This window comes from Pseudodesulfovibrio nedwellii, assembly GCF_027923765.1.
GTDB classification, from domain to species: domain Bacteria; phylum Desulfobacterota; class Desulfovibrionia; order Desulfovibrionales; family Desulfovibrionaceae; genus Pseudodesulfovibrio; species Pseudodesulfovibrio nedwellii.
In genome coordinates, this window is the sequence record NZ_AP026709.1 from 1259186 (window position 1) to 1280621 (window position 21436).

At 45.6% G+C, this 21436-nt stretch carries 16 protein-coding genes; 9 read left to right on the forward strand and 7 right to left on the reverse strand.

Annotated features, from left to right (window positions below):
• Positions 1 to 27 precede the first annotated feature (27 nt).
• Positions 28 to 444, reverse strand: coding sequence for a hypothetical protein (locus tag SYK_RS06105; RefSeq protein WP_281762704.1), 417 nt, complete (start codon positions 442 to 444; stop codon positions 28 to 30).
• 27 nt (positions 445 to 471) lie between these two features.
• Positions 472 to 966, reverse strand: a complete 495-nt coding sequence (locus SYK_RS06110) for an outer membrane protein assembly factor BamD (protein ID WP_281762705.1) — start codon at positions 964 to 966, stop codon at positions 472 to 474.
• Between the two features lie 312 nt (positions 967 to 1278).
• On the opposite strand from SYK_RS06110, the gene SYK_RS06115 reads away from it, so the two are divergent.
• The 6 genes from SYK_RS06115 (at position 1279) to SYK_RS06140 (ending at position 9510) form a co-directional block, all read left to right on the forward strand.
• Positions 1279 to 3120, forward strand: coding sequence for a DEAD/DEAH box helicase (locus tag SYK_RS06115; protein WP_281762706.1), 1842 nt, complete (start codon positions 1279 to 1281; stop codon positions 3118 to 3120).
• Between the two features lie 454 nt (positions 3121 to 3574).
• Complete coding sequence (locus tag SYK_RS06120; protein WP_281762707.1) at positions 3575 to 3961, forward strand: hypothetical protein; 387 nt, start codon at positions 3575 to 3577, stop codon at positions 3959 to 3961.
• 181 nt (positions 3962 to 4142) lie between these two features.
• Positions 4143 to 5075, forward strand: coding sequence for a helix-turn-helix transcriptional regulator (locus SYK_RS06125; protein WP_281762708.1), 933 nt, complete (start codon positions 4143 to 4145; stop codon positions 5073 to 5075).
• A 13-nt stretch (positions 5076 to 5088) separates the two neighbouring features.
• The gene (locus SYK_RS06130; RefSeq protein WP_281762709.1) at positions 5089 to 7509 is read left to right on the forward strand and encodes a dynamin family protein; all 2421 of its coding nucleotides are present in this window, start codon (positions 5089 to 5091) and stop codon (positions 7507 to 7509) included.
• Between the two features lie 56 nt (positions 7510 to 7565).
• On the forward strand, positions 7566 to 8423 hold the full coding sequence (locus SYK_RS06135; RefSeq protein ID WP_281762710.1) for a diguanylate cyclase regulator RdcB family protein: 858 nt from the start codon (positions 7566 to 7568) through the stop codon (positions 8421 to 8423).
• The gene (locus tag SYK_RS06140; RefSeq protein WP_281762711.1) at positions 8407 to 9510 is read left to right on the forward strand and encodes a patatin-like phospholipase family protein; all 1104 of its coding nucleotides are present in this window, start codon (positions 8407 to 8409) and stop codon (positions 9508 to 9510) included. The genes SYK_RS06135 and SYK_RS06140 overlap by 17 nt, the downstream gene beginning before the upstream one ends.
• A gap of 208 nt (positions 9511 to 9718) precedes the next feature.
• On the opposite strand, the gene SYK_RS06145 is transcribed toward SYK_RS06140, so the two are convergent.
• The 5 genes from SYK_RS06145 to SYK_RS06165 all read right to left on the reverse strand — a co-directional run bounded on the left by SYK_RS06145 (position 9719) and on the right by SYK_RS06165 (position 13361).
• Positions 9719 to 10369 (reverse strand): hypothetical protein, encoded by a 651-nt coding sequence (locus tag SYK_RS06145; RefSeq protein ID WP_281762712.1) that lies wholly within the window; start codon positions 10367 to 10369, stop codon positions 9719 to 9721.
• Positions 10362 to 11024 carry a hypothetical protein gene (locus SYK_RS06150; RefSeq protein WP_281762713.1) on the reverse strand — a complete coding sequence of 221 codons (663 nt, stop codon included), beginning with the start codon at positions 11022 to 11024 and terminating at the stop codon, positions 10362 to 10364. Before SYK_RS06150 ends, SYK_RS06145 begins: the two co-directional genes overlap by 8 nt.
• Before the next feature lie 89 nt (positions 11025 to 11113).
• Positions 11114 to 11287 (reverse strand): hypothetical protein, encoded by a 174-nt coding sequence (locus tag SYK_RS06155; protein ID WP_281762714.1) that lies wholly within the window; start codon positions 11285 to 11287, stop codon positions 11114 to 11116.
• A 183-nt stretch (positions 11288 to 11470) separates the two neighbouring features.
• Positions 11471 to 12691: a hypothetical protein gene (locus SYK_RS06160; RefSeq protein WP_281762715.1), complete on the reverse strand. Its 1221-nt coding sequence runs from the start codon at positions 12689 to 12691 to the stop codon at positions 11471 to 11473.
• Positions 12681 to 13361 carry an ERF family protein gene (locus SYK_RS06165; protein ID WP_281762716.1) on the reverse strand — a complete coding sequence of 227 codons (681 nt, stop codon included), beginning with the start codon at positions 13359 to 13361 and terminating at the stop codon, positions 12681 to 12683. Before SYK_RS06165 ends, SYK_RS06160 begins: the two co-directional genes overlap by 11 nt.
• 407 nt (positions 13362 to 13768) lie before the next feature.
• On the opposite strand from SYK_RS06165, the gene SYK_RS06170 reads away from it, so the two are divergent.
• The 3 genes from SYK_RS06170 to SYK_RS06180 all read left to right on the forward strand — a co-directional run bounded on the left by SYK_RS06170 (position 13769) and on the right by SYK_RS06180 (position 21398).
• Entirely contained in the window at positions 13769 to 16408 is a 2640-nt protein-coding gene (locus SYK_RS06170) for a PD-(D/E)XK nuclease family protein (RefSeq protein ID WP_281762717.1), read from the forward strand.
• Positions 16401 to 19535 (forward strand): UvrD-helicase domain-containing protein, encoded by a 3135-nt coding sequence (locus SYK_RS06175; protein ID WP_281762718.1) that lies wholly within the window; start codon positions 16401 to 16403, stop codon positions 19533 to 19535. The genes SYK_RS06170 and SYK_RS06175 overlap by 8 nt, the downstream gene beginning before the upstream one ends.
• Positions 19536 to 20705: 1170 nt before the next feature.
• Positions 20706 to 21398, forward strand: coding sequence for a type IIL restriction-modification enzyme MmeI (locus tag SYK_RS06180; protein WP_281762719.1), 693 nt, complete (start codon positions 20706 to 20708; stop codon positions 21396 to 21398).
• The last annotated feature ends 38 nt before the right edge of the window (positions 21399 to 21436 follow it).

Here is a 21436-nt window from a genome sequence, read left to right on the forward strand (position 1 = left end):
TCTCTTTTTGCTATATTACGGTTCAAGCTACATGGCTGCGATAGATACGATAGTACGGATAACCTCTTCCTGATTTGTTTCCCATGCAATATTTTCCAAAGGCTGAGGGGAATCCTTAAGGCATGCATCGTATTTTTCCCGATACCCCTCATCCGCTACTTCGTTTACGGCATTAAGGATTTCATAACCTGTCATCTCGTATCCAGACCAATTGCGGTATGAAGAAACCATCTGCTCAGACACCTCTTCGAGGCTCCCCTGTTTAAGCCTGTCGACGACTTCGTCATACAATGCTTTCATGTGAGTCAAGATGAATCGCCCTCGTTCCGTTTTGAGAAATTCACTCTCTTCATCGTTTACGTATTTTTCTGGAGTCATCGCAATGGTCCGGGTACGCTTTCCAAATCGGAATTGAAAATCAGAAAACCTGTTTACAGGTGCCATATGTAGTTCTCCTTTCGTAATAACTTATTAGTGGGAACGGCTCATGTACATGAGTGAAACCGCTATTCGTAATGCATCAGATGTGTCGAATGTGATGGGATGTCTCCCGACCAACTCAACAAGACTGTCAATATTTTCTTCGTATGCTTCACGGAACTCCGAATCTCCGACCTCATAGAGAGCCGCAAGTATTTCGCGACCATATATCTCTGTGCCCGGAGAATTATCGTAATCAGATATAATTTCACTACATACGCTTTCCTGTTGACCTTCTTTGAATCTGGTTTTGAGTTCTTCAAACAATGCTTTCATTTGAACAAGGATGTATCTCCCCCGATCGGAATCAAGGAAACAACTCTCGTAATCGTTCACGAATTTTTCCGGTGACATGGCAACCTCGCGGACATGGTCACCGAATGGTATTTTAAAAATAAGTTCTTCATCTTCCGGGGAATTACCAATGGCATTACCAACGTTCAAAGATGCATTAGTAAAATTGCTTATAATCTTAAGCGCATTCATATTGTCCTCCTTTGTGCTCCGGTTTGTATTGAGGTAAGATATACATGTTGTCTATTCCGCAAGCTGGAAAGTTCCACGAGGAATAGTTACGTACTTCGATACCTGTTCATGACAAAATATAACGGGATATACTGAGCGCTGGGTCCACGTAGAGACGAAAAATCCTCGTCTTCAAAGAAGTAATATATATCTGAAATAGAATGAAATGCAGACCCAATTTATTTTGACGAAGAATATATGATTCGGTTATGAATAATTGTAAACATGTCCACCAGATAGTCTGAATTATTTTTCTGTTAAAAAGGAACCACCATGTCAAATATATTGCCTGACGATGTCGATTTTTTTCAAACAGAAGGCGAAGAGCGATTCTATAATTTTCTCAAACACGTCGCTAAGCCAGAAGGCAGATTCCTAAGTTGGTATCTTCCCGACCTCAAAGGCAGAGAGCCTGATTTCATCATGTTCAGCAAGGATGTGGGGCTAATAATATTTGAAATTAAAGACTGGGCTCTCAACCAGATTATCGAAGCTAACCCACAATATTTCGTTCTCAATATTGCAGGTAAACCTGAAAAACGAAAAAATCCTCTTTTCCAAGCCAAGGAATATTTTTCTTACTTAATCGAAAAGCTAACAGACGACGGAAGACTCCTCTCTCGTGAACCTGAACACTACGGGAAACCGAGAATCCCGATAAGTTACGGTGCCGTTTTCCCTAACATCAACAAATTCGAATTCCTTGAGAAGGGGCTCGGAGACGTTATCCCTGCGGATAAGACACTGTTTTGGGACGACATGCATTCTTCTTCCGATATTTGTACAGATCCGTCCGGCAGGAAATTCTCGGAAATGCTCAAGCAGATGTTTCCCCCCGTCTTTCTTTTCCAACCAACAGGCAAGGACTGTGAAATTCTTCGAAATGTGATCTTCCCTGTTATTCGTATGAAACTTCCAAACAGAACAGCAGAAAATGATTACGAAACAGACAAGACGCGCCTTCAGCAGTTGGACTACAATCAAGAAGCAATTTCCAGAAAAATGGACGAAGGGCACAGGATCGTCACAGGCCCTTCCGGCAGCGGAAAAACGCTCATACTAGTACATCGAGCAGCTCAACTTCTGAAATACAACCCAAAGGTCAAACGAATTCTTTTCGTTTGCTACAATCTAACCTTGGCAAACTACATACGCAGACTCTTAGCCGACAAGAAGCTTCCTTTGGGGAAATCAGGAATAGATGTATTCCCCTTTTACCAGCTTTGCTCTCGTATAGTTCATGAAACAGTGGATAATGATGGTGAAGGAAAGGATTATTATGAACTCATCCTACAAGAAGCGATGGAGCGATGCCAAGAATGCGATCTTCAATATGATGCCATTTTGATAGATGAAGGTCAGGACTTTTCCGATGACATGCTAAAGGTCGTCATGGGACTGTTGTCACCAACTTCAAAAAGCCTGACGATTGCCATGGACAAAGGACAACGAATTTATCAACGTAGGATGTCTTGGAAAGAAATTGGCATTGATGCAAGCGGACGAACTCACCATTTGGACTGGGTATACAGAAACACAGAAGAAATAGCTGGTTGGGCTGCCCGATTCATGGGAGAAGCTGTCAATCAAAATCACAATAGCACTCAGCACGAACTACTCCCCAATCTCTTGGGACATCATGGACCAGCACCTTCAATGCCTCTTTGTGGCGACTTTAATGAAACATCTTCAACCATCATCCAGAAAGTGAAAGAATGGTTGGGAAAAGGATATCCGGCATCTGAAATCGCAGTGCTTTACACAACGAGCAAACCGACAACCATTCCAGATTTACATATTCCCACCCATATCAAAGATGCACTGGAAGAAAACGGGATTCTCTGCCAGTGGATTTCAGAGGACGCAAGAAGCAAAGAGGCCTACGACGTAACTACGGACAAAGTATCCATTTCAACCATCCACAGCGTCAAAGGTCTCGATTATGCTTGTGTTCTATTAGTAGGTGTTGATTTCATTGATCTTGATCGCATAGGTAAAGAGCAGGCACGGAATCTAATTTATGTCGCCATGACTCGAGCACGGACCGAACTAGTAATCCCTTGGGTTCAAGAAACGAAGCTGACGTCCCGGCTCCAAAAGGCTCTACAAATTTAGACGTTTTTCCCTCACTTACTCCAGTGTGTTGCCGAAAAGTTATGGTGTGACTTCTTCTAATTGAGGTCACACCCTTTCTTTATCCCATTGCGCGGTTCAATTATTTTGTCTGCAACTTTCCTTCTCTTGGAAAAGTACGGTGTTATCTCTTTTCCTCATGCACATTCTTAAGTTTAAAGAGATCGCCCCCTTATGGCCCAATTGGGCTTGGCTAGCATTTGGATTTATCCCCATCTATTTTTGGAAGCATCATTCCTTCTCTTCCTGTATGCGTACACCACTTTCGCGAAACTTAAGAGCCTTAGTTGTCATAACAGTTTTGAGTTTTACACTCATCCTTCTTTTCTGCAGGCATTCTACAGAAAAGCACCGAAGTCACGCTATACAAGAGTCTCCAATATCACACCCACTTTCCCAAAGAGATCGAGAATTCGTGATCAGGTGGCTTCAATCCATGAGTAACAAATTTGAAGCTACCAACATGACATTCTTCAGTCTCCCGATTTACCGCAATGAAGCCAATGGGAGTCTTTTGGGCTTTATCGCATTTAAAAAACAAAAAATCATTTTCGCTTCAGGTGTTAACCAAGTTCAAGAAGCAACATATGGAATCTTCAGCCACTTCATCTACGCCAATGACGAAATTTACCTAGAAGACTGTCTCACGACAACAGGGCGCTACGACGACCAAACTGATACATTTAAATTCCAGTCAGGCAGTAAGAATTATACTCTGTGCAATATAGATGCTGGTGCGCAAGGGAAGTATAGGCGGATAGCAACATGTTTATGCGAATTGAAAAATGGGGAATTTAGGGTGAACCAAATTCTTTCCAATTAACCTAGGACTTATCCTCAACATTCACAGTCCATCAAATACGATTTGCGGAAAAGACTAATGAAACAACTGTTAGAAAAATGCGACCAACTCTATTGATTTTAATATGTTTTCATGGTCAAAAAAACAACTCACTCGACATCTATTCATATTTGGATTTGTCAATCTGACACAGGAGCTTAACGTGGTTAATAAAAACTCATTGGATTCACATGGAACAAAGCTCCTGCGCCTATTCCAAAAACTTATGCTTGAAGGAAGACGGCACTATCAAAGCGACCTTGCAGAATATCTTGATTGCTCACCGCAAACAGTTATGCGTCTTATCGGAGAGATAGAAGGGACTGTAGGCACTGGTCTTGAAATTGGGACGGAAAATCGCCGCCGATACTACCAACTCAAATCTCTCGCATCTAGACGTACACTGGGGTTAGAATTCGAGGAACTTCGTTACCTCGCCATCTGCCATGACTTGGCATCGCCTCATCTGCCTCAACAAATTTCAGCAAGAGTCGAAAAAACGATATTTGAGCTTTCAACCCTCATGGCAGATCCTGATTACGCTCGCAGAAATGACGCACAACAGCAGCAGATAGGATTCAAGTCCAAAGGATACATAGATTACACCGGGCATTTCAAACATATCGAAAGCCTCATAGACGCTGCTCAAAAACGCAACATCTGCCTTGTTGACTACAAAGCCAACTCCCAAAAAGAAGCAAAAAACTATTTTTACGCTCCTGGTCGCATCATCACCATGAATGGCGCTCTTTACGTGCGCGGCCATAAGGTATCAAAAGGGCTAGCAGAAAAGGAACGAGCAACGACTTTCGCCATTCACAGAATCCAAGATGTCACACAGACAGATAAAACTTTCAATTTTGATGCGACAATCGACGATGAGGGCTCATTCGGCATGAGTTGGCACGAACCCAAACGCTTCCGCATCGCCTTTGACGAGAAGACTGCAGACTACGTACGAGAACGGACATGGAGCGAAGACCAGAAAATTGAAGACCAAGAAGACGGTGGACTTATTTTGGAATTAACGACGGTCAGTGAACGAGAACTCATGGCCTGGGTGTGGAGTTTTGGAAAATTGGCGACGCTATTATAAATAGAGGTAACATATGAACCAACGAGTAGAAGATATGCATGAGCAAAACATCGAATTAATGAGGAAAGAGGCGATTCGCCTCATTGAATGGGAGATTGAGTTACTTGAGGAGCTTAGAGATAAAAAAATTGTCACTGAGGCTCAACAAGAAAATGCGAAAGCAACATTCACTCTTCCGAAAATAATCAAATACATCGAAGTGCTGCAAGGAGAACAGCACAAGCTAAAAAATCTCGAAATAACTTTGGCGATTGTCGGCACAATGAAAGCTGGCAAGTCGACGACGATTAATGCGATTGTCGGTTCTGAGATTCTCCCCAGTCGGAATAGGCCTATGACAGCCTTGCCGACTCTCATCAAACATAAGCCAGGACAAACCATCCCTGTCCTCCGGTTCCCTAACAAAAAACCGGCACATGATTTTTGCTGTAGTATCGCAGCGAAAGACAATCGTGAAGAACTTGAAATCAAAGACCCTGATCTTGCAAAAACAATGGATGATATTTGTAACGGTTGGAAAATCAAGGAAGAGTACACAGGGGCAGAGGAAATTTTTCAATTCCTTCGTCAGCTAAATGACCTCGTCAGAGTCTCAAATATTACCGGTATCCCCTTTCCCTATGATGAGTATAACAAAATCCAAGAATTGCCGGAGATTGAAGTCCAATTTGAAACACTAAGAGATTCAAACAATCTTGGTGAATTCATACTTCTTGATACTCCAGGTCCGAATGAGGCTGGCATGAAAGCACTCTCTAGGATGATGGAGGATCAACTTCAAAAGGCTTCTGCCGTTTTGACTGTTATGGACTTTACTCAGTTGAAGTCAGAAGCTGATGACTCCGTCCGAAACATTCTGAAAAGTATTTCTGCTTACACGAAAGGGCGTTTATTCGCGTTAGTAAACAAGTATGACCAAAAAGATCGAAACAGCATCGATTTAGATTCCATGAAGGAATTAATCTCAGAATCACTCATGGACGGGGAAATAGATAAGGATAAAATTTATCCTGTCTCTTCCAAATATGGCTACCTGGCCAATTGTGCACTCAGTGCGGTCAATGAGGCGCAAAAAACGACGACTGCACTCGCGCTAACTGAAACTCCATGGCATGTGGATTTTGCTGACCTGGCTTTTAGAAGATGGAAGAAAGAAGATCTGGCCGACCTGGAAAAAGTTAGATCGGCTGCCATCGACTTATGGGAAGACTCTCTTTTTGCCGCCCCTCTAGAAGAAGTCATCCAAAAGTCGCATGCCGATGCTGCCTCGATTGCCTTAAATTCCGCAGCGAGTAAGCTTTCAAAAATAATAGGAGAGTTTGAAAAACACTTGGCCGTACGTGGTCGCTGCATTGTTGCAGATGTGAAGACAATTCAGACTATGATTGATGCAATGCAAAATGACATTGATCAAGTGGATCAACTTAAGGCCGCTGCTGAGGAGTCCAAAAAAACATCTATCTCTCAATTGACCAACGAATGCACTTCCTTGTACAAGGAAGGGGAGTGCAAAACAGTTGAGGTCATTCGCAATTATTTTCAAACAGGAAAAGCCGAAGAAGAAAAAAGGAGCAAAGAACGTAAGCAGGAACAACAAAAGGCAAAAACGGGTTTTGCTAGTTCTATTGAAAAGTTAAGAAGCAAACTTAGTGGAAACAAAGAAAGACATATTTCAGGTCCCAATTTTGATCCCAAAGTACCTAAAATTCGTTTTGAAAAAGACGAGAAGCATGAAGCAGTGAAATTTGTTGGAGATGTCTCTGAGGCATTGGAAGGTGTCTTGAACAAAACGATGGAAGCGGTAAACAAAACTTTAGACGAAGTCATCCGTGACTTCGACGAGAATATGACCAAAGGAATTGCGGAGCCTTCCAATATGTTGCTGAGCGATTTACAGGAAAGGATGAATAAGGAGGGCGTAAAAATATCATTAAGTTTGCCCAATCTTGACAGGCTTAACTTGCCATTCAGCGGAAAGCAGCTTGTCGCGAAAGTTGAATCCAAAACGGAAAAAGATACAAAACCAGTACCTCGAGAGTCTACCGGAGGCTCGGTTAAAAGATTTTTTGGAAGTCTTTTGGGTCAAGGCGATTGGGGCTACGACGATGTAACTTATGATAAAGATTTCTACATTGTAGACATAAAAAGACTAGAGAAACAAGCTGCCGAAGAAATTAAAAAGGCATTTTCCAACCTAACGTCCACTGGGATTAAGAAAACAATCGAAAAACCGCTCGCCAAGAGCTTGAATGACTTTTTTATCGAGCTTTCCGAGATTGTAGAAAACATTCGAGGCGACCTGCTTCAAGGCCTTGAAGACAGTCAAGAGAAGAGTAGTGAAAAACAACGACTGCTCAAAGAGATCCAACAGTTGCAGGAAGTCACTCCGGAATGCAAGGAAGACACAGAAAAGCTGAGCGAAAGGCTTCAATAATGAGCTGTCTCACCCCGATATTGAAAGAGGCGGGCTTGGCGGACACGATAGACGTGATGCCTGGCCTGCACCAGAAAATCGTTCTTGATGTGGTTAACAGCATTAACGTTGCGCAAGATGTTGAACGGGTCCAGAGCAACCGTAGTAGGATACGTCATCGGCTTATGGATTCGATTACAGGAGCTGGGGGCAGACGGCAAAACGCGATTAATGAAAATCACACCGAAGCCATACGCGGACTTTTTGACTTTGCTGTTGAACTGACGAAGTCAATTGAGCTCACCAACTCTGTGACGACTCAAATAAACAAACAACTTGTTGAGGTTCACAAAAACATCAAAGACCTAGCCCTAGGCGTCTGTGAAATTAATGACAGGCTTGAACAGTTTATAGGCTGGAGCGAGCAACGAATTGGTCAACTTGAAGAAAGACTTAAAGAGACTTCCATTGAACATTCTGCTCACACTCATCTTGAACGGGCTTTCGCCAAATGGGCTGCCGGACGTTTAAATCAGTATTCACCGATAACTCAACTTTATCTGGTTATTGACGATTTGTACTGGGGAGATTTTGGCGAATTGTGCAAAAGATACCCGGACTCACAGGCCTGCAAGAACAACATAGGGCATGCTCAGGACAAGTTGCTAATCCAACTCCATACAATTATGGAAACCGAAAGCCAAATCGAACTACCAAAGTGGGTTACAGGTAGTCACAACATCCCTCCAAAAGAGCAACAGTCGCTTAGTTACATGGGAGACTGGGCAACTAAACACCTGCATTTTCCTCGAACTGCGACAAATATTTCTGGGTCGCCGACGGTAGGTGTTCCCCTTCAATTTGATTGCGCATTCGCTGTGACTAGGATGTGGAAGCAATCCATGGAGATACGCTTGAATGACAAAATCAACTAAATTTGGTCTAGTTCTCTCCGGCGGAGGTGCAAAAGGCGCTTACCAAGCAGGAGTTATAAAGGCTCTCGCCGAGTTAAACATCACTATTGATATTGTATCAGGAGCGAGCATCGGAGCTTTGAACGGAGCCATGGTTGCCTGTGCTCCAGATTTAGAGGAAGCAGCCGTTCGTTTAAAAGAGCTCTGGAAAAAGATAGGAGAAGACTCGCCGCTAACTCTTAACAAGTCTGCGCTTTTGAAGCTCTTACTTCCACTCACTTCGATAGTTGGAAATACAAGCCCATTAGGAGCTGTGTCCAATTTCTTAGCTTTCTTTCCTAGCGCAGATCGCGAAGTCGACTTGCTCAGCAACTCTCCCATTAAGAACATTCTAGAACAAAACATTAGTGTCGAATTGCTCAAAAAGGGACTTCCTCTTTATGTTTCTGTTTATCCCAGTTCTGGTAATCTCCAGACTCTTATTGAAGCACTGGCTGCATCGATGAGTGTTGTGGATACGGACAAATCGCATTTTTATCATGTGCAAAGCCTACCACATGAAGAGCAGATAAAAGCACTTTTAGCGTCATCTGCTCTCCCTGGCCTCCTTCCTGCACAAAAGATCAATGATCAACAGTACCATGATGGCGGAATCGGCGGCTGGAGGTCCACACAAGGAAATACGCCGATTACTCCTCTAATTGAAGCCGGGTGTACCCACGCCATAGTAACCCACCTTCGAGACGGCTCTATGTGGCGACGGCAAGATTTCCCAGAATTAAATGTGATAGAAATACGCCCCCGAAGCAGCATCCAACGCGGAAGTGTCATCCCAGATGTGCTGGGATTTGATCCAAGCAAAGTTTCTTCGTGGATTGAACAAGGATATGAAGACACTCATTTAAGCTTGGCCCCAATGATAAAGGGAACAAATGCGATTAACTCTCTGACTGCTTCTCAACAGGCTCTTCTTGACTCTCACCAAGCTACTCAGGAACCTTCTGCAGCCAAAAATAGTGCAATGGACAAATTTAAACGCCGTGTTGGGGCGTCTAAAGCTAAAGGCCTTCATCCCTTGCAAGGGAGTACAAAGACTCTTGAAGAGTAGCTGGTGATTGATAGACCATTAGTAGAACAAAAGCCCGATATCTTTACTTCCGCATTTCGGGCACTGTAGTTCCTGTTGCTTTTCCTTAGCAGCGGGCCAAGGGAAGGTTTTCCTAAAGATTTTTCTTAAGAGGTTGCTTTGTAAAAAAAGATGACCACATTCTCGGCAAGCATAGTCCGAAGCACCTGGCGGTTTAATAGGCATAAAATTACCCCATACGGACACTATGGTCCATTCTCTGGAGAGATTCTTGGTCGACTTCAAGCCCAACAGGCGGCTTCACTCCTTGAAAAGCAATAGGGCCACGCACAAGAGTGTTCTCAGGCAATCGCGAAAGACACATTGGCCGCTTGCAAACCACTACATCTGGCCACATATCGCCTTTGCAAGTCAAAACGAGACGCCCATCATTTATGTCGGCTTCAACCTTGTGACCATAAGCCATACGAGCCGCTTCACACCACTCTTTCAAAGTCAAAGACTCTCCTTCATCGACCCTACGCAGCAACTCCGGCACCTGTATAAATGTATATCCACTAAAATGCGCCTTTAATTTTGGAACAGGCTCTATTTTAAACGCACCTTTTCTATTTTCGTCATAGCTGTAATGGACACATTCTACGGCCTGTACCCCATTGGAAATCTTGCACAGACAACCTCTTTCATCAACGAATAGTGTCCCGGTACAAATGTTTTTCGGAATCTCGTAAAGAGGTTGACTCTCCTCAGAATACCGGCCCACATATAGCTCTAGGTCTACATATATTTGCCGAGTCGAATATTTCCAATGCACTACTACGTCTTCACTCTTGGCCAATTTCGCCATAAAGGCTTCATCGGCTGAAGTCGGATTACACATAAAATCCTAGCTCCTTTGAAATGTTAATATCCTTACATAGTAGGCTGTCCAAATTCATGGGAGCAATCCCTGCAAATTCAATACGGTGGAGAACTGTCAACATCTCAGGGATACAAATTAACTCGTCTGGCCTATCGATAACCCTAAACCCATGACCTCCTTTTGAAGAATCAATGACAATTCTATGATCTCTATCAAGGCTAACTTTGTAGCCAGTAAACACTTCACTAAAAAGTTTTACCCATTGTTCGCGCGTAAGTGAGGTTGGATTCAATCTGGCTTGTGCAATCAAAGGATGGACATAAGTGAATTTAGTTTTCCACTCGCCTCGAACCTGTCCTTCGCGCTCAGGGAAACAACTAAAATGATGAAGACTGTCAATGCTTATTCCAGCGGGGAGATCAAAGGCACTAGTCCACTCCGTCAAAACAAAATCCGATACGCGGCAGTCTGACGGAAGACAGTTAAACAGGAGTTTATCAACTGGAGCCCATTCTCCCCAATAAATAGTTTGGATAAAAAGCTTATCGACTTTGTAATCCCAAAAGCAGTGAATCCCTAGTTTTTTCAGTTCGCGAACCAGAAGATGTCTGTCAGAGCTGTCCCCTTTAGTTTGCACGTCCAATTCTTGGTTAAGGTAGTCCGAAATAAGCATGTTGTGGTAAGCCTCACAATGGTTGCTATATATTTAAGCTTTGTTCCCTGTAGTGACGGAAGATTAAGCCTCCGTCACTACGGTTGAAACTAGCACGCCGCTTCTTCCGGCTCCTCTGTGCTGTGTTTAACATTGGAATCGCATTCATCATCGTCATCACAATCGACAAAGGAAAGGCTCTCAGCCTCTTCTAATGCATACACGCCTGTCACAGCCAATACGCCAACAGCAACGCCACCGAAAAAAGTCAATAAGTCACGCATAATTTCTCCTTGTTTGAATTACATGGTGGGAAATGGAATTCCCCTCCTCATTTAGTTCAAGATAATTGAGAACTATTCCAAGAAATGGAAACTTGAGAGAAAATTTGTATGGGGGATGAAAAAATAATATACGAACGTCAGTGGCTTATTCTGGGATTTAGAATAAGCCACTGACGGCGGAGCCTAAGCTACTGACTTTAGAATTTTATTGATTTTCCCAATATACAAGCGCTCATGAGGCTTGCCAGTCTTCTCACATTGCTCCAAAGCATCTTGAGCCGTAAGGTCGTCGATCAACTCCGTCAAAGTATCCATCACTAGAGATCGATCCAATGTCTTTCGACCTGAAACCGTTGCAACCCGAAAACGATGGCCTCCAACGGATACCCAGTCCTGAGATCCAATCGAACGATACGTCTGTCTGATACGCTCTTCAGCCTCAGCAATACGCTTTTCTATGGTTGTTTTGCTCTCCTTGAGTATGGCGAGTTCTTCCAGCTCAAGCCCACAAGCAGAGTCCGATGGGATGTTCACATCCTGGAACTTCGGACAGTCCTTGTTGACGTCACACCAATCGCATAACGGGTGAAAGCCTCGGCAGTAATCGAGATCGTTTAACTCCAAAGTACCGGAACGGACATCTTCCATCGTTCGCCAAATTCCTACCGCTGTTTGTAAGCAGGCCTCCAGCATGCTCTTCTCCGGTTGATACGGCCCAAACGGTTTAACCTTGGCCATGGATATGGATATGGAAAGTACCCAGCCTTCAATGTCTACATCCTCAGGGGATTCTGGGAGATCCACGCCGAAGATCGAACGCACAGCTTGTGGGAATGTGGCCTTTTTAACTCCTGCTTCCGTTACGGAAAAGCACGGCTTGTTCCAATAGGATTTCAACAATCCCACCTGGCCATAGAGTTGCGCTTCATACGACGCATACAACGACTCCGGGATACGCTCATTACTCTTGAGTTCCAGAATCCGTACAGCAGGACGATCTCCGCCCCAAACCAGGGTAAAATCCAAGTGCGCCTTCATAGGCACCCCACTGTGTTCAACGGAGATCTCAAGCTGTGGGATCAATTTAACGCCAGCAGCTTGCAGAGCCTTTTGAACTCCATCTTCCTGCCAATGGCCACGTTGTAGGATGATCTGGCGACCGAGAACGTGGGCCAAGTCACCCTGAGCGAGCTCACCTATGGCGGCTGAGACGGGAATGGCAGATGCTCCAAGCTTACTCGCTACGGCTGATCGCATACATTCCATCCCTTTTCCGATGTCAGACATACCGATGTACTGACTACGATCTCCAAGCTCACTGGCTGTTTTATACTCAGCGTGTGCCAGAAGCCCTTGAGTCAACAATCGCAACAGACCTTGTGCCTTGATGTCATCACGCTGCATCTGCATACCTCCACCAAACTTTACGAGTGCCATCCCAACGGAAACCGGCTTTACGAAGGAATTCCTTCTTGGGATGAGTATCACCAGTTGCCAAGACACATTGCTTGCCGTCATTGGCTGTACCTTTTCGATACTGAACGCCATCAAGACGTGGTAGATTAACTGCCCCAGGGGCATTACCCTTGGCCATCGATAATGGCTGTGCAGCGGGTGAATTGTTCCCGCAGTTCCGGGACTGGAAAACTCCATTTTGCGGTTCTCTCTGCTGAGAGGCCATTTCACCATCATCATCGTTCTCCGTCACAATCCCGATCAACGCGGATAATCCATATCGACGTGCATAGGTCATAGCCGAGCCATATCCTTGTGGATCATTTTTGGGTAACGGCATGGTCAACAATGAGGCTTGCCATTGACCTGTTTCAGCATGGACGATCTTGGTTACAAGACCGAGCTGGTTCAATTCGACAGAAACCGGATACTGGGTCAGCCAAATACCGTGCTGAAGAAGAGCATCACGACATGCATTCATGACCGAGTGAAGCGTTGCATAGCGACTGTTGGTAAAAGTGTTTTCAGCATCCTTGAGCGCAGGTGACAACGTCTGCTGCACCTGGATCATAGCCTCTACCAATTCCGTAATTTCAGGGGAACACATCTGGGATTCCATATTACCTCCTTAAAAAGAGAAAACCCCAGTACTGCTTTTCGCGGTACTGGAGACAATTAGTTAATTTGAAGCTAAAAAGGATTAGTCTTCACTGAGGTAATATATGTCTTAAATATTTTGAGAAGCACAGTGACAATGGGATATTGGGACAACAGCAGATTTATAAGTACATGCCATCTAACCCAGCACGCTCCTTCAAAGCATACACCACTCTTGTCAGGCTATGGTTTACTTTTCCCCACAACGAAGATTCTTTGCAGTTTTCATCATGAAATGAATATGTTGGAATATGTTGCCGATTTGTGGCAATCTCCCCGCAAGATGTCGAGAACGTTGTTCCATATTCTGGAATGATGGTGCGTTATCTACCCTTGAAGATCGTAGAACGCAGAAGGAAAACGTGCTTCATGAGAATACAGGTTGGATATTGTTTTGATGGTGGCAGCTTCCCTGGCGAATTGGGAGCAGCAGAAGCGGTAGAAGGTGTAGTAACGACTGGCCCGCTTGGTTTGGTCAGTATCCTTGAAACCCGCCTTGGACTGGTCGGTGCCCATTATGGGCAGCCGATTCGTATTGCCCGCTACCTTGCGGCAATGGATGCGCTTTGCAAGACTGGTGAACCTTTCTACAAAAAATCCTTTGAAGCTGATGGGTGGTCTTCGGCGAAGAGTCTTCTTGTATTACGGGATCAGCTTCGATTGTCAGGTTGGGATGGGAGCAATCTAGGCTCCTCGTCGCGATTGACAGATATGGCGATCCTTGAAGAAGCCAACATATTGCCCGGCCTTGCTGAACGCATTGAAGTCGTTCTCGACTCGCTCGTCAAATACAGCATTTCAGGTGTTTCAGAAGTGACGCTGCATGTGCATGAACAAGCGCAATGGCCATCTTGTTGGCGTAGGCTTTTTACAACGTTGGAGCAAGAGGGCGTCAGCATCAGTGTGACTCAGTTCGATTTCTCGACGAAAGCACCCACTGACCTGGATGTGCTGCATGGAGCCCTCTGTGATTCAGGCGTTGGCGATGGTTTTTTTAAAGCGGACGGTTCGCTGATTTGCTTGAGTGCTTCGACTGCTCTGGAGGCGGCAGACGCTTTGGGAGCGTGGCTTGCTGCTGAAGAAAACAATGAGGGAACCGTAGTCATTATTGCAGAATCTGGAACAGAAGTTTTGGATGCCGCCATGCGTAGGCACGGCTTGCCTCGCCCTGGTGGTGGAAGTCGATCCCAATGGCGTGCTGCGTTGCAGTTGTTGCCCTTAGGGTTAGGAATTCATTGGGCTCCGTTCGACCCGCAGCGGTATCTTGAATTTTTGACTGCACCAATATGCCCTTTGCATCCAGCCATGGCTGGTCGTCTTGTACGCGCCCTTGAAAAAGAACCTGGCCTGGGTGGAAAGAAATGGCTTGAGGCTGTTGCCAAGTGTGAAGAATGGGCACGAAGGCAGGAGAATGCGGACGTGTTGCTGGAGGATTTACGTTTTTGGACCGAAGTAAAACGTGTGCCTCCACATACAGGATTGGATGTTGAAACCATCCGTGACATTTGTTTGCGCTTGAGTGACTGGGCGGCAAAGGGAATCCGGGCTCAAGAAGGGAAACTGATGAGTGCAGTGTCAGGCATGGCATTGGAGCTTGCGGAAGCGGTGGGCGAAATAGGCCGACAGGCCATTCCGAAGCCTCAATTGGATCGAATGCTTGATTCAGTCATAGGTGGCGGTGCGGCAGTCTCAGACAAGGCCGAAGCTTCACCGTGGACGGTCTTGTCACATCCGGGACAACTCGGCGGTAATGTTGGCACAGTTATTTGGTGGAACTTCACTATGACAGGACTGCCGTCTGGCCGTTTGCCATGGACGAATGCCGAGATAGAAGCCCTGAGCAGTGCTGGCGTTCGCATGAAGGATGTTGATTTACAACGGAACTTAGAGCTTTCATCCTGGCAACAGGCTGCGTGCAATGCCACGAAGAGGCTGATTCTCGTTATGCCGGAACAGGATGGAGGAGAACCCCTAGCTCCCCATCCCTTCTGGGAAAACATAGCTGCCGCAACGAAGCTTTCCGAAGAGACAGATATTCCATCCATGACGGTTTCGGCTTCACAACTTCGTCGTGGCGACGGCAAGCTGTTGGAGAGGATTATTCCTCTTGAACCCGTGACGGAGAACGCGGCTCTGACATTTCAGGATCAATGGCAGGCTCCGGCGGGTATCATCGAAAGGCGAGAGAAGGAATCTCCGTCAGGCATGTCAAAGCTTATCAAATGTCCGCTGGCTTGGGTGTTGAGTCATGTCCTTAAGATCAGCGCAACAGGAAGCCCGACTCTCTGCCAAGGCAATCAGCTTATCGGTTCATTCTGCCACTCCATAGTCGAGGATTTGATCAACGAGTCTCAGAACTGGAAATCCGACGAAGCCGTATCTAGAGCCACAACCCTATTCGACTCTCGCCTCAAGGAGATGGCTGCAACGTATCTGCTGCCCGGTATGGAAACTAAGCGAGAGTTTTTAAGATCTAGACTCCGTCGGGCCGTGGGCGATTTGTTCGAACGTATAGAAGGCGCAGGGCTGTCAGTCGTTGAAAGTGAAAGGGAAGTTGAACGGACGGACGCAGGTGGTCAGACATATCGCGGCTACGTCGATATCAGCCTTGAAGACGACAAAGGCAATCCTGTTGTGTGGGATATGAAGTGGACGAACAAAAGCAAATATCGCCGTGAAGAGCTAGAGAAGGGAATAGCTCTGCAACTCGCGGCCTATTGCTGGATGCTCGACAAGGACGATTTTCCAGCCTTTGGAGCATACTACATGCTCGCTCAGACCGAACTGATATCTTCACAGGCTCCATGGTTGCCCCCAGAAGACGTTGTTGATTCTGACTTGAAAGCCACATGGGAAATGGTGCGTGAGCGGTATGACGCCACCATTGACCGACTGATGGCCGGAGACGTGGAGGCCATTGCACCCAGCGATGAGGAAAAGGAATTCGATTTCGGCACAGGCTGCTTTTTCTGTGATTACGCAATGGTATGCGGGGTGGGATATGAGTAAAAATATCAAATTGATAAGCGCGAGTGCTGGTTCAGGAAAGACCTACTCTTTGACGGAAACCTTCGTGAACAGCCTTGATGAGGGCGTCCGTCCTGAAGGCGTTGTTGCAACCACCTTCACCAAGAAGGCCGCTCAAGAGATTGGCAGTCGTTTTCGCTCAAAGCTTTTTGAATTGGACCGGACGGAAGATGCACAGCGCGTATTTGGTGGTTACATTGGTACCGTTAACTCTGTCTGTGGCGCACTTCTCAAGGATTACGCTTTTGAAATCGGGCAATCCCCGACAGTCGAGGTGCTCCCCGAAGGTGAAGACGGGGCTGTCTTTCGTGTCGCAATTTCAGATGCCATCGGGCGACGTGCCAAGCAGATTGTTCCGCTTGTGCGTTCGTTGGAGATTGAAGGTTGGGAAGACATCGTCAAAGACATTATCGACAAAGCTAGGTCGAATGCTATTGACCGTAAAATGATGTTGGAAAGTGGAAAGCACTCCTGGGAATTACTCAAGGAATTACTACCTGATCCCATTTCTGAAGCCGAAGGCAAAAAGCTTGATTCCGAAATTGTACGGGAATTGGAGCGAACCATTGCTGCTCTTCCGGCAGACGGAGATACAACCAAAGGCACAATGGGAGCTAAGAAAAACCTCCAAACAATTAGCCGCACATTGTATCGTGGTAGCGTGCCTCATTGGTCCACATGGTCCAAACTTTCCAAAATATCACCCACGAAAAAAAGTGCGTATGAAGTTGAAACGCTTCACGAATTGGCAGGACAATTTTTAACCCATCCCCGATTCCATAAGGAAGTTCGTCAATTCATCACATTGCTTTTCGATTGTGCCTCCGAAGCGGCAGGTCTGTATCAACAATACAAACGGGTTTTGGGTCTTATTGACTTTACCGACCAGGAAGCTTTGGCCCTGCAAATGGTCGAAGACAAAGACGTAGCCAGCCAATTGCAGGAACGGTTGGACATGGTGATGGTCGATGAATTTCAGGATACCAGCCCAATTCAACTAGCGTTATTTCTCAAGCTGTCGAAGCTGGTGAAGCAGTCTGTCTGGGTCGGCGACCAGAAACAGTCTATTTACGGATTTCGAGGCTCAGATCCAGCTCTGATGGATGCTGTTATCGAGGCCTTGGGTGAACCGGAGACACTGCCGAATAGTTGGCGGACACAACCTGCCTTGGTTGATTTTGCCAGCGAATATTTCACGGCAGCCTTTGGACAGTTCGGACTCCCTGAAAAAAGGGTACGACTGACCTCCAAAGTTAAGGCGACCAAGCCGAAGCACCCGCACCTGAAATGCTGGCGATTTGAGTCAAAAAACAAAACCAATGACACACTTTGTCTTGCCGATGGCATTAAGTCCATGATCGAAAATGCGCCCGACTATGTGGTCCTTGACAAAATCACAAGGGAAGAACGCACACTCAAGGCTGGCGATATCGCAGTCCTCTGCATGACCAATGCGGATTGCCGTGATGTTGCTTCTGTACTGGAAGAGCATGGTATTCGTGCCGCTATTCCGCGAATCGGACTCATGGTACGTCCTGAGGTCGTTCTTGTTATGGCTGCTTATCGCTACCTTCTTAGTGCTGAAGATACTTTGGCTGTGGCTGAGTTGGCCAAGGTCTTCGAACTGGAGGATTGGTTCACAGTTGCCCTGGGAAAAGGGATGGATGCCGTCAAGGACCTGCATCCCATGTTCGAACGGATTGATGACGCGCGGCAGGGACTCGCTTCGCTGACACCATCTGAGGTGTTGGATTTAGCCATTGATCTTTCTGATGCAAGCCGCATGGCATTAGGTTGGGGCAATCCGGCTCTCAGGCAGGCAAATCTGGATGCTCTGCGCGGTCACGCTTTGGGATATGAATCGACCTGTAAAGCTCGTCGATGCGCTTGCACGCCTGCCGGGCTTGTTCATCATTTTCACCAATTGGAAAAGAATGAGGCGGACGACCAAGCTGTTGGCGTTGGTGACGATGCCGTGCAGGTTCTGACCTATCACAAATCTAAAGGGCTTGAATGGCCTGTTGTCATTTTGACCAGGCTTGATTCCAAGGAGCGCAAAAATCCGTTTGGTTTGAGCATACAGTCCTCCGATGCTCACTTTGATCTCGACGATCCTCTGGCTGGCCGATGGCTCCGCTATTGGCCCTGGCCTTTTGGGGCACAGAAAAAGATCGCAGACTTTTCTGATGCAGTTGATGAAAGCGATATTGCCAAGGAAGCCTTTGAACAGGAGCGTCGGGAGCGGTTGCGTCTGCTATACGTCGGCATGACACGGGCTAGGGACTACATGATCCTTGCAGCCCGAGAGGAAGGCAAAGGCTCACCAACAGCTTGGCTGGACGGTTATGAAAATGCGGGCGGCAACCAGATCATGTCTTTGCCTGAGATATACGGAGTGAGTCAGATAGAAGTGGGCAAGCAATCCTTTCCTGTCGAAACCGTGTGCCTCACACCAACTGAGGAAGGGGGAAAAGCCGCAATCACTCAAAGTCATGCCCCAGTGCTTCCAGAGAAAACAGCACATCATCCTTTGGCGCGATTCGTGCCAAGTGGCGATACAATAGACGAAGAAAAGGTCTCCGTTGAGTTCTTTGAACTTGGACCGCCCTTGCTGACTAAGACAACTGACTCCCGCGTAGATTTGGGTGACGCCGTCCATGCTTTCCTAGCTGTGGCAACGCCGGATCAAGATGATGCTGCTCTCAAAGCAAGAGGGAAAAGGATTGTCAGTAGTCTGAGCCTTAAAGACCTTAATGCAGACATGCTGCTAGAAATTCATCATCGCTTGCAAGCCTTCATCACGAAGACAATTGACCCGGCAGGCATCGGCGAGGTCCTCACAGAATGGCCGATCCATCTCAAGAGAGGATTACAAAAAGGAAGTGGTTGGATAGACATGCTTTCCCGACAGCCGGATGGAGATGTCATCATCGATCATAAGACGTCATTGGGCGGTAGAGATGTGTTGAAAAAAAAAGCGGTAGGATATGCTGGGCAATTAGTCACGTATGCTCAAGCTCTTGAAAAAGCCACTGAGAAAAGGAGCAAGAGCTTGTGGCTACATTTTGCATTGTCTGGAGCAGTGGTTCTTCTTAGCCAGAAAGAATAAAAGGAACATTTTAAAGAGATCGTTTCTTTAAAACAGTTAAGATGGGTGTCTGAAATATGGCTGAAACGGCACTCGTCTCAAATAATATCAGCCAAATATGAAGGAGAAGATTATGGGAATGTCTTGGAGTTCATCAAAACCATGCCCCAATTGTGGCGTAAAACAAGGACCTGCAAGGAAATGTAACAACTGTGGGACATTGGGATGCTATAAGTGCGTTTCTCAAAACAAAGGTGGTACTGCTGAATGTAAGATATGCAGAAAGAGAGGGGGCATCATAGAGCCTTAAGAATATATTATTGAAAGATACAAGTTAAGTAGCATTGCTTAAACATCTGCTGCTTAACTTGTCCATATGATACTACAAAATACAAGAAGGTTCCTATGAGTATTCTTTCCATGCCAGCGAGCGTGTCAAAAACAAAAAAGATATGCGCTCATTGTAATTATTGGGGTGGCCCAAGAGAGTTTAAGCCAACAGTGAAAATAATCTCATATGATCAACACGCTCAAGGGTTATGTGTGCGCCAGGGATCTCCTAAATATAACAATCAATCCGGTGCCACGTCGTATTGTACACAATTTCAGATATGGTCAATATTATAGTAACTATTCAAGACAAAGAGAGGCTATCCAAAACAACTTGGGTGGCTTTTGGAATAAGAAGTCAAGGGAGGTGCTAGTCAATTGCTCACGCATGGCGAAGGCCTTAAGACGGCTACAGGAAAATCAAACCAGTTTTTGCGCTGGCAGGACTGATGATGAGAGAATTAAAAATTGAAGCACAGCGTCTTAGAAAAGGACAAATGATCACATCATAAATTGGGAGAGCAACCAATGATCGAAATTTCCACCGCATACTCATCTGGCTTCAAGGTGTACTCCTCCGTCACAGTCGAGGATATTGAAGACCTCAAGAAGAAACTTGTCGAGTCAGGCCATGGCGTTGTAAGTTTAATTAGAGTAAGTCCTTGGGATGATAGTTGGTCTTACGTAAAGTCAGACATACCAGTCGGCGAGATATCTGATGCCGATATTACTTGGTTGAATAAGTGCTCTAATTCCCTTTATAGCGATAGCCGCTATTTAAAATGCAAGCTAGTTGATTGAATACGACTGCATCGTCGATCGAATTCTAGTTAAAAAAAAGTTAGTGTTTTAGGATAATTTATGACGGAAGATACAATGCAAGAGCGGCTGCAAGGGTTCATTGAGTTTTGGAAGACCTTGAAAGGGTATGAAAAAGGAGAGGCTCAACTGTTTTTGGACCACTTGTTTCGTGCGCTTGGACACGAGGATGGTGTCCACAGTGCGGGTGCTTCTTTTGAAGACCAAATCAAGAAAAAGAAAAGCACTAAGTTTGCTGACCTTCACTGGCCAGGTCGCGTGCTTATTGAAATGAAAAAGCGCAAAAGCGATTTAGCGAAACACTACGATCAGGCCTTTGATTACTGGACACATCTTACTCCAAATCGCCCACAGTACGTTATCTTGTGCAATTTCGATGAGTTTTATGTTTATGACTTTAATTTGCAAGTCGAAGAGCCTGTAGACAAGCTGAAAACCGAAGATATCCTAGCCCGTTTTACGTCGTTAAATTTCCTGCTTCCAGGCAATAAAACACCCATTTTTGCGAATAACCTCATTGAGGTTACAAGGATCGCTGCGCAGAAAGCCACTGATGTTTATAAAAGCATCGTGAATCGCGGCTACGATCAAGCAGATAGTCAAAGATTCATATTGCAATGTGTGTTTTGCATGTTTGCAGAAGATTTTGAGTTGCTGCCAACCGGATTGTTCACAGAAATTGTTGAGGATTCAATTTCGCAAGATGCCGGCTACAGCCTTGACGTTCTCCCGTGAAATAGGCCCAAAGATAATGTGAGTTTTTGGCGAAATCG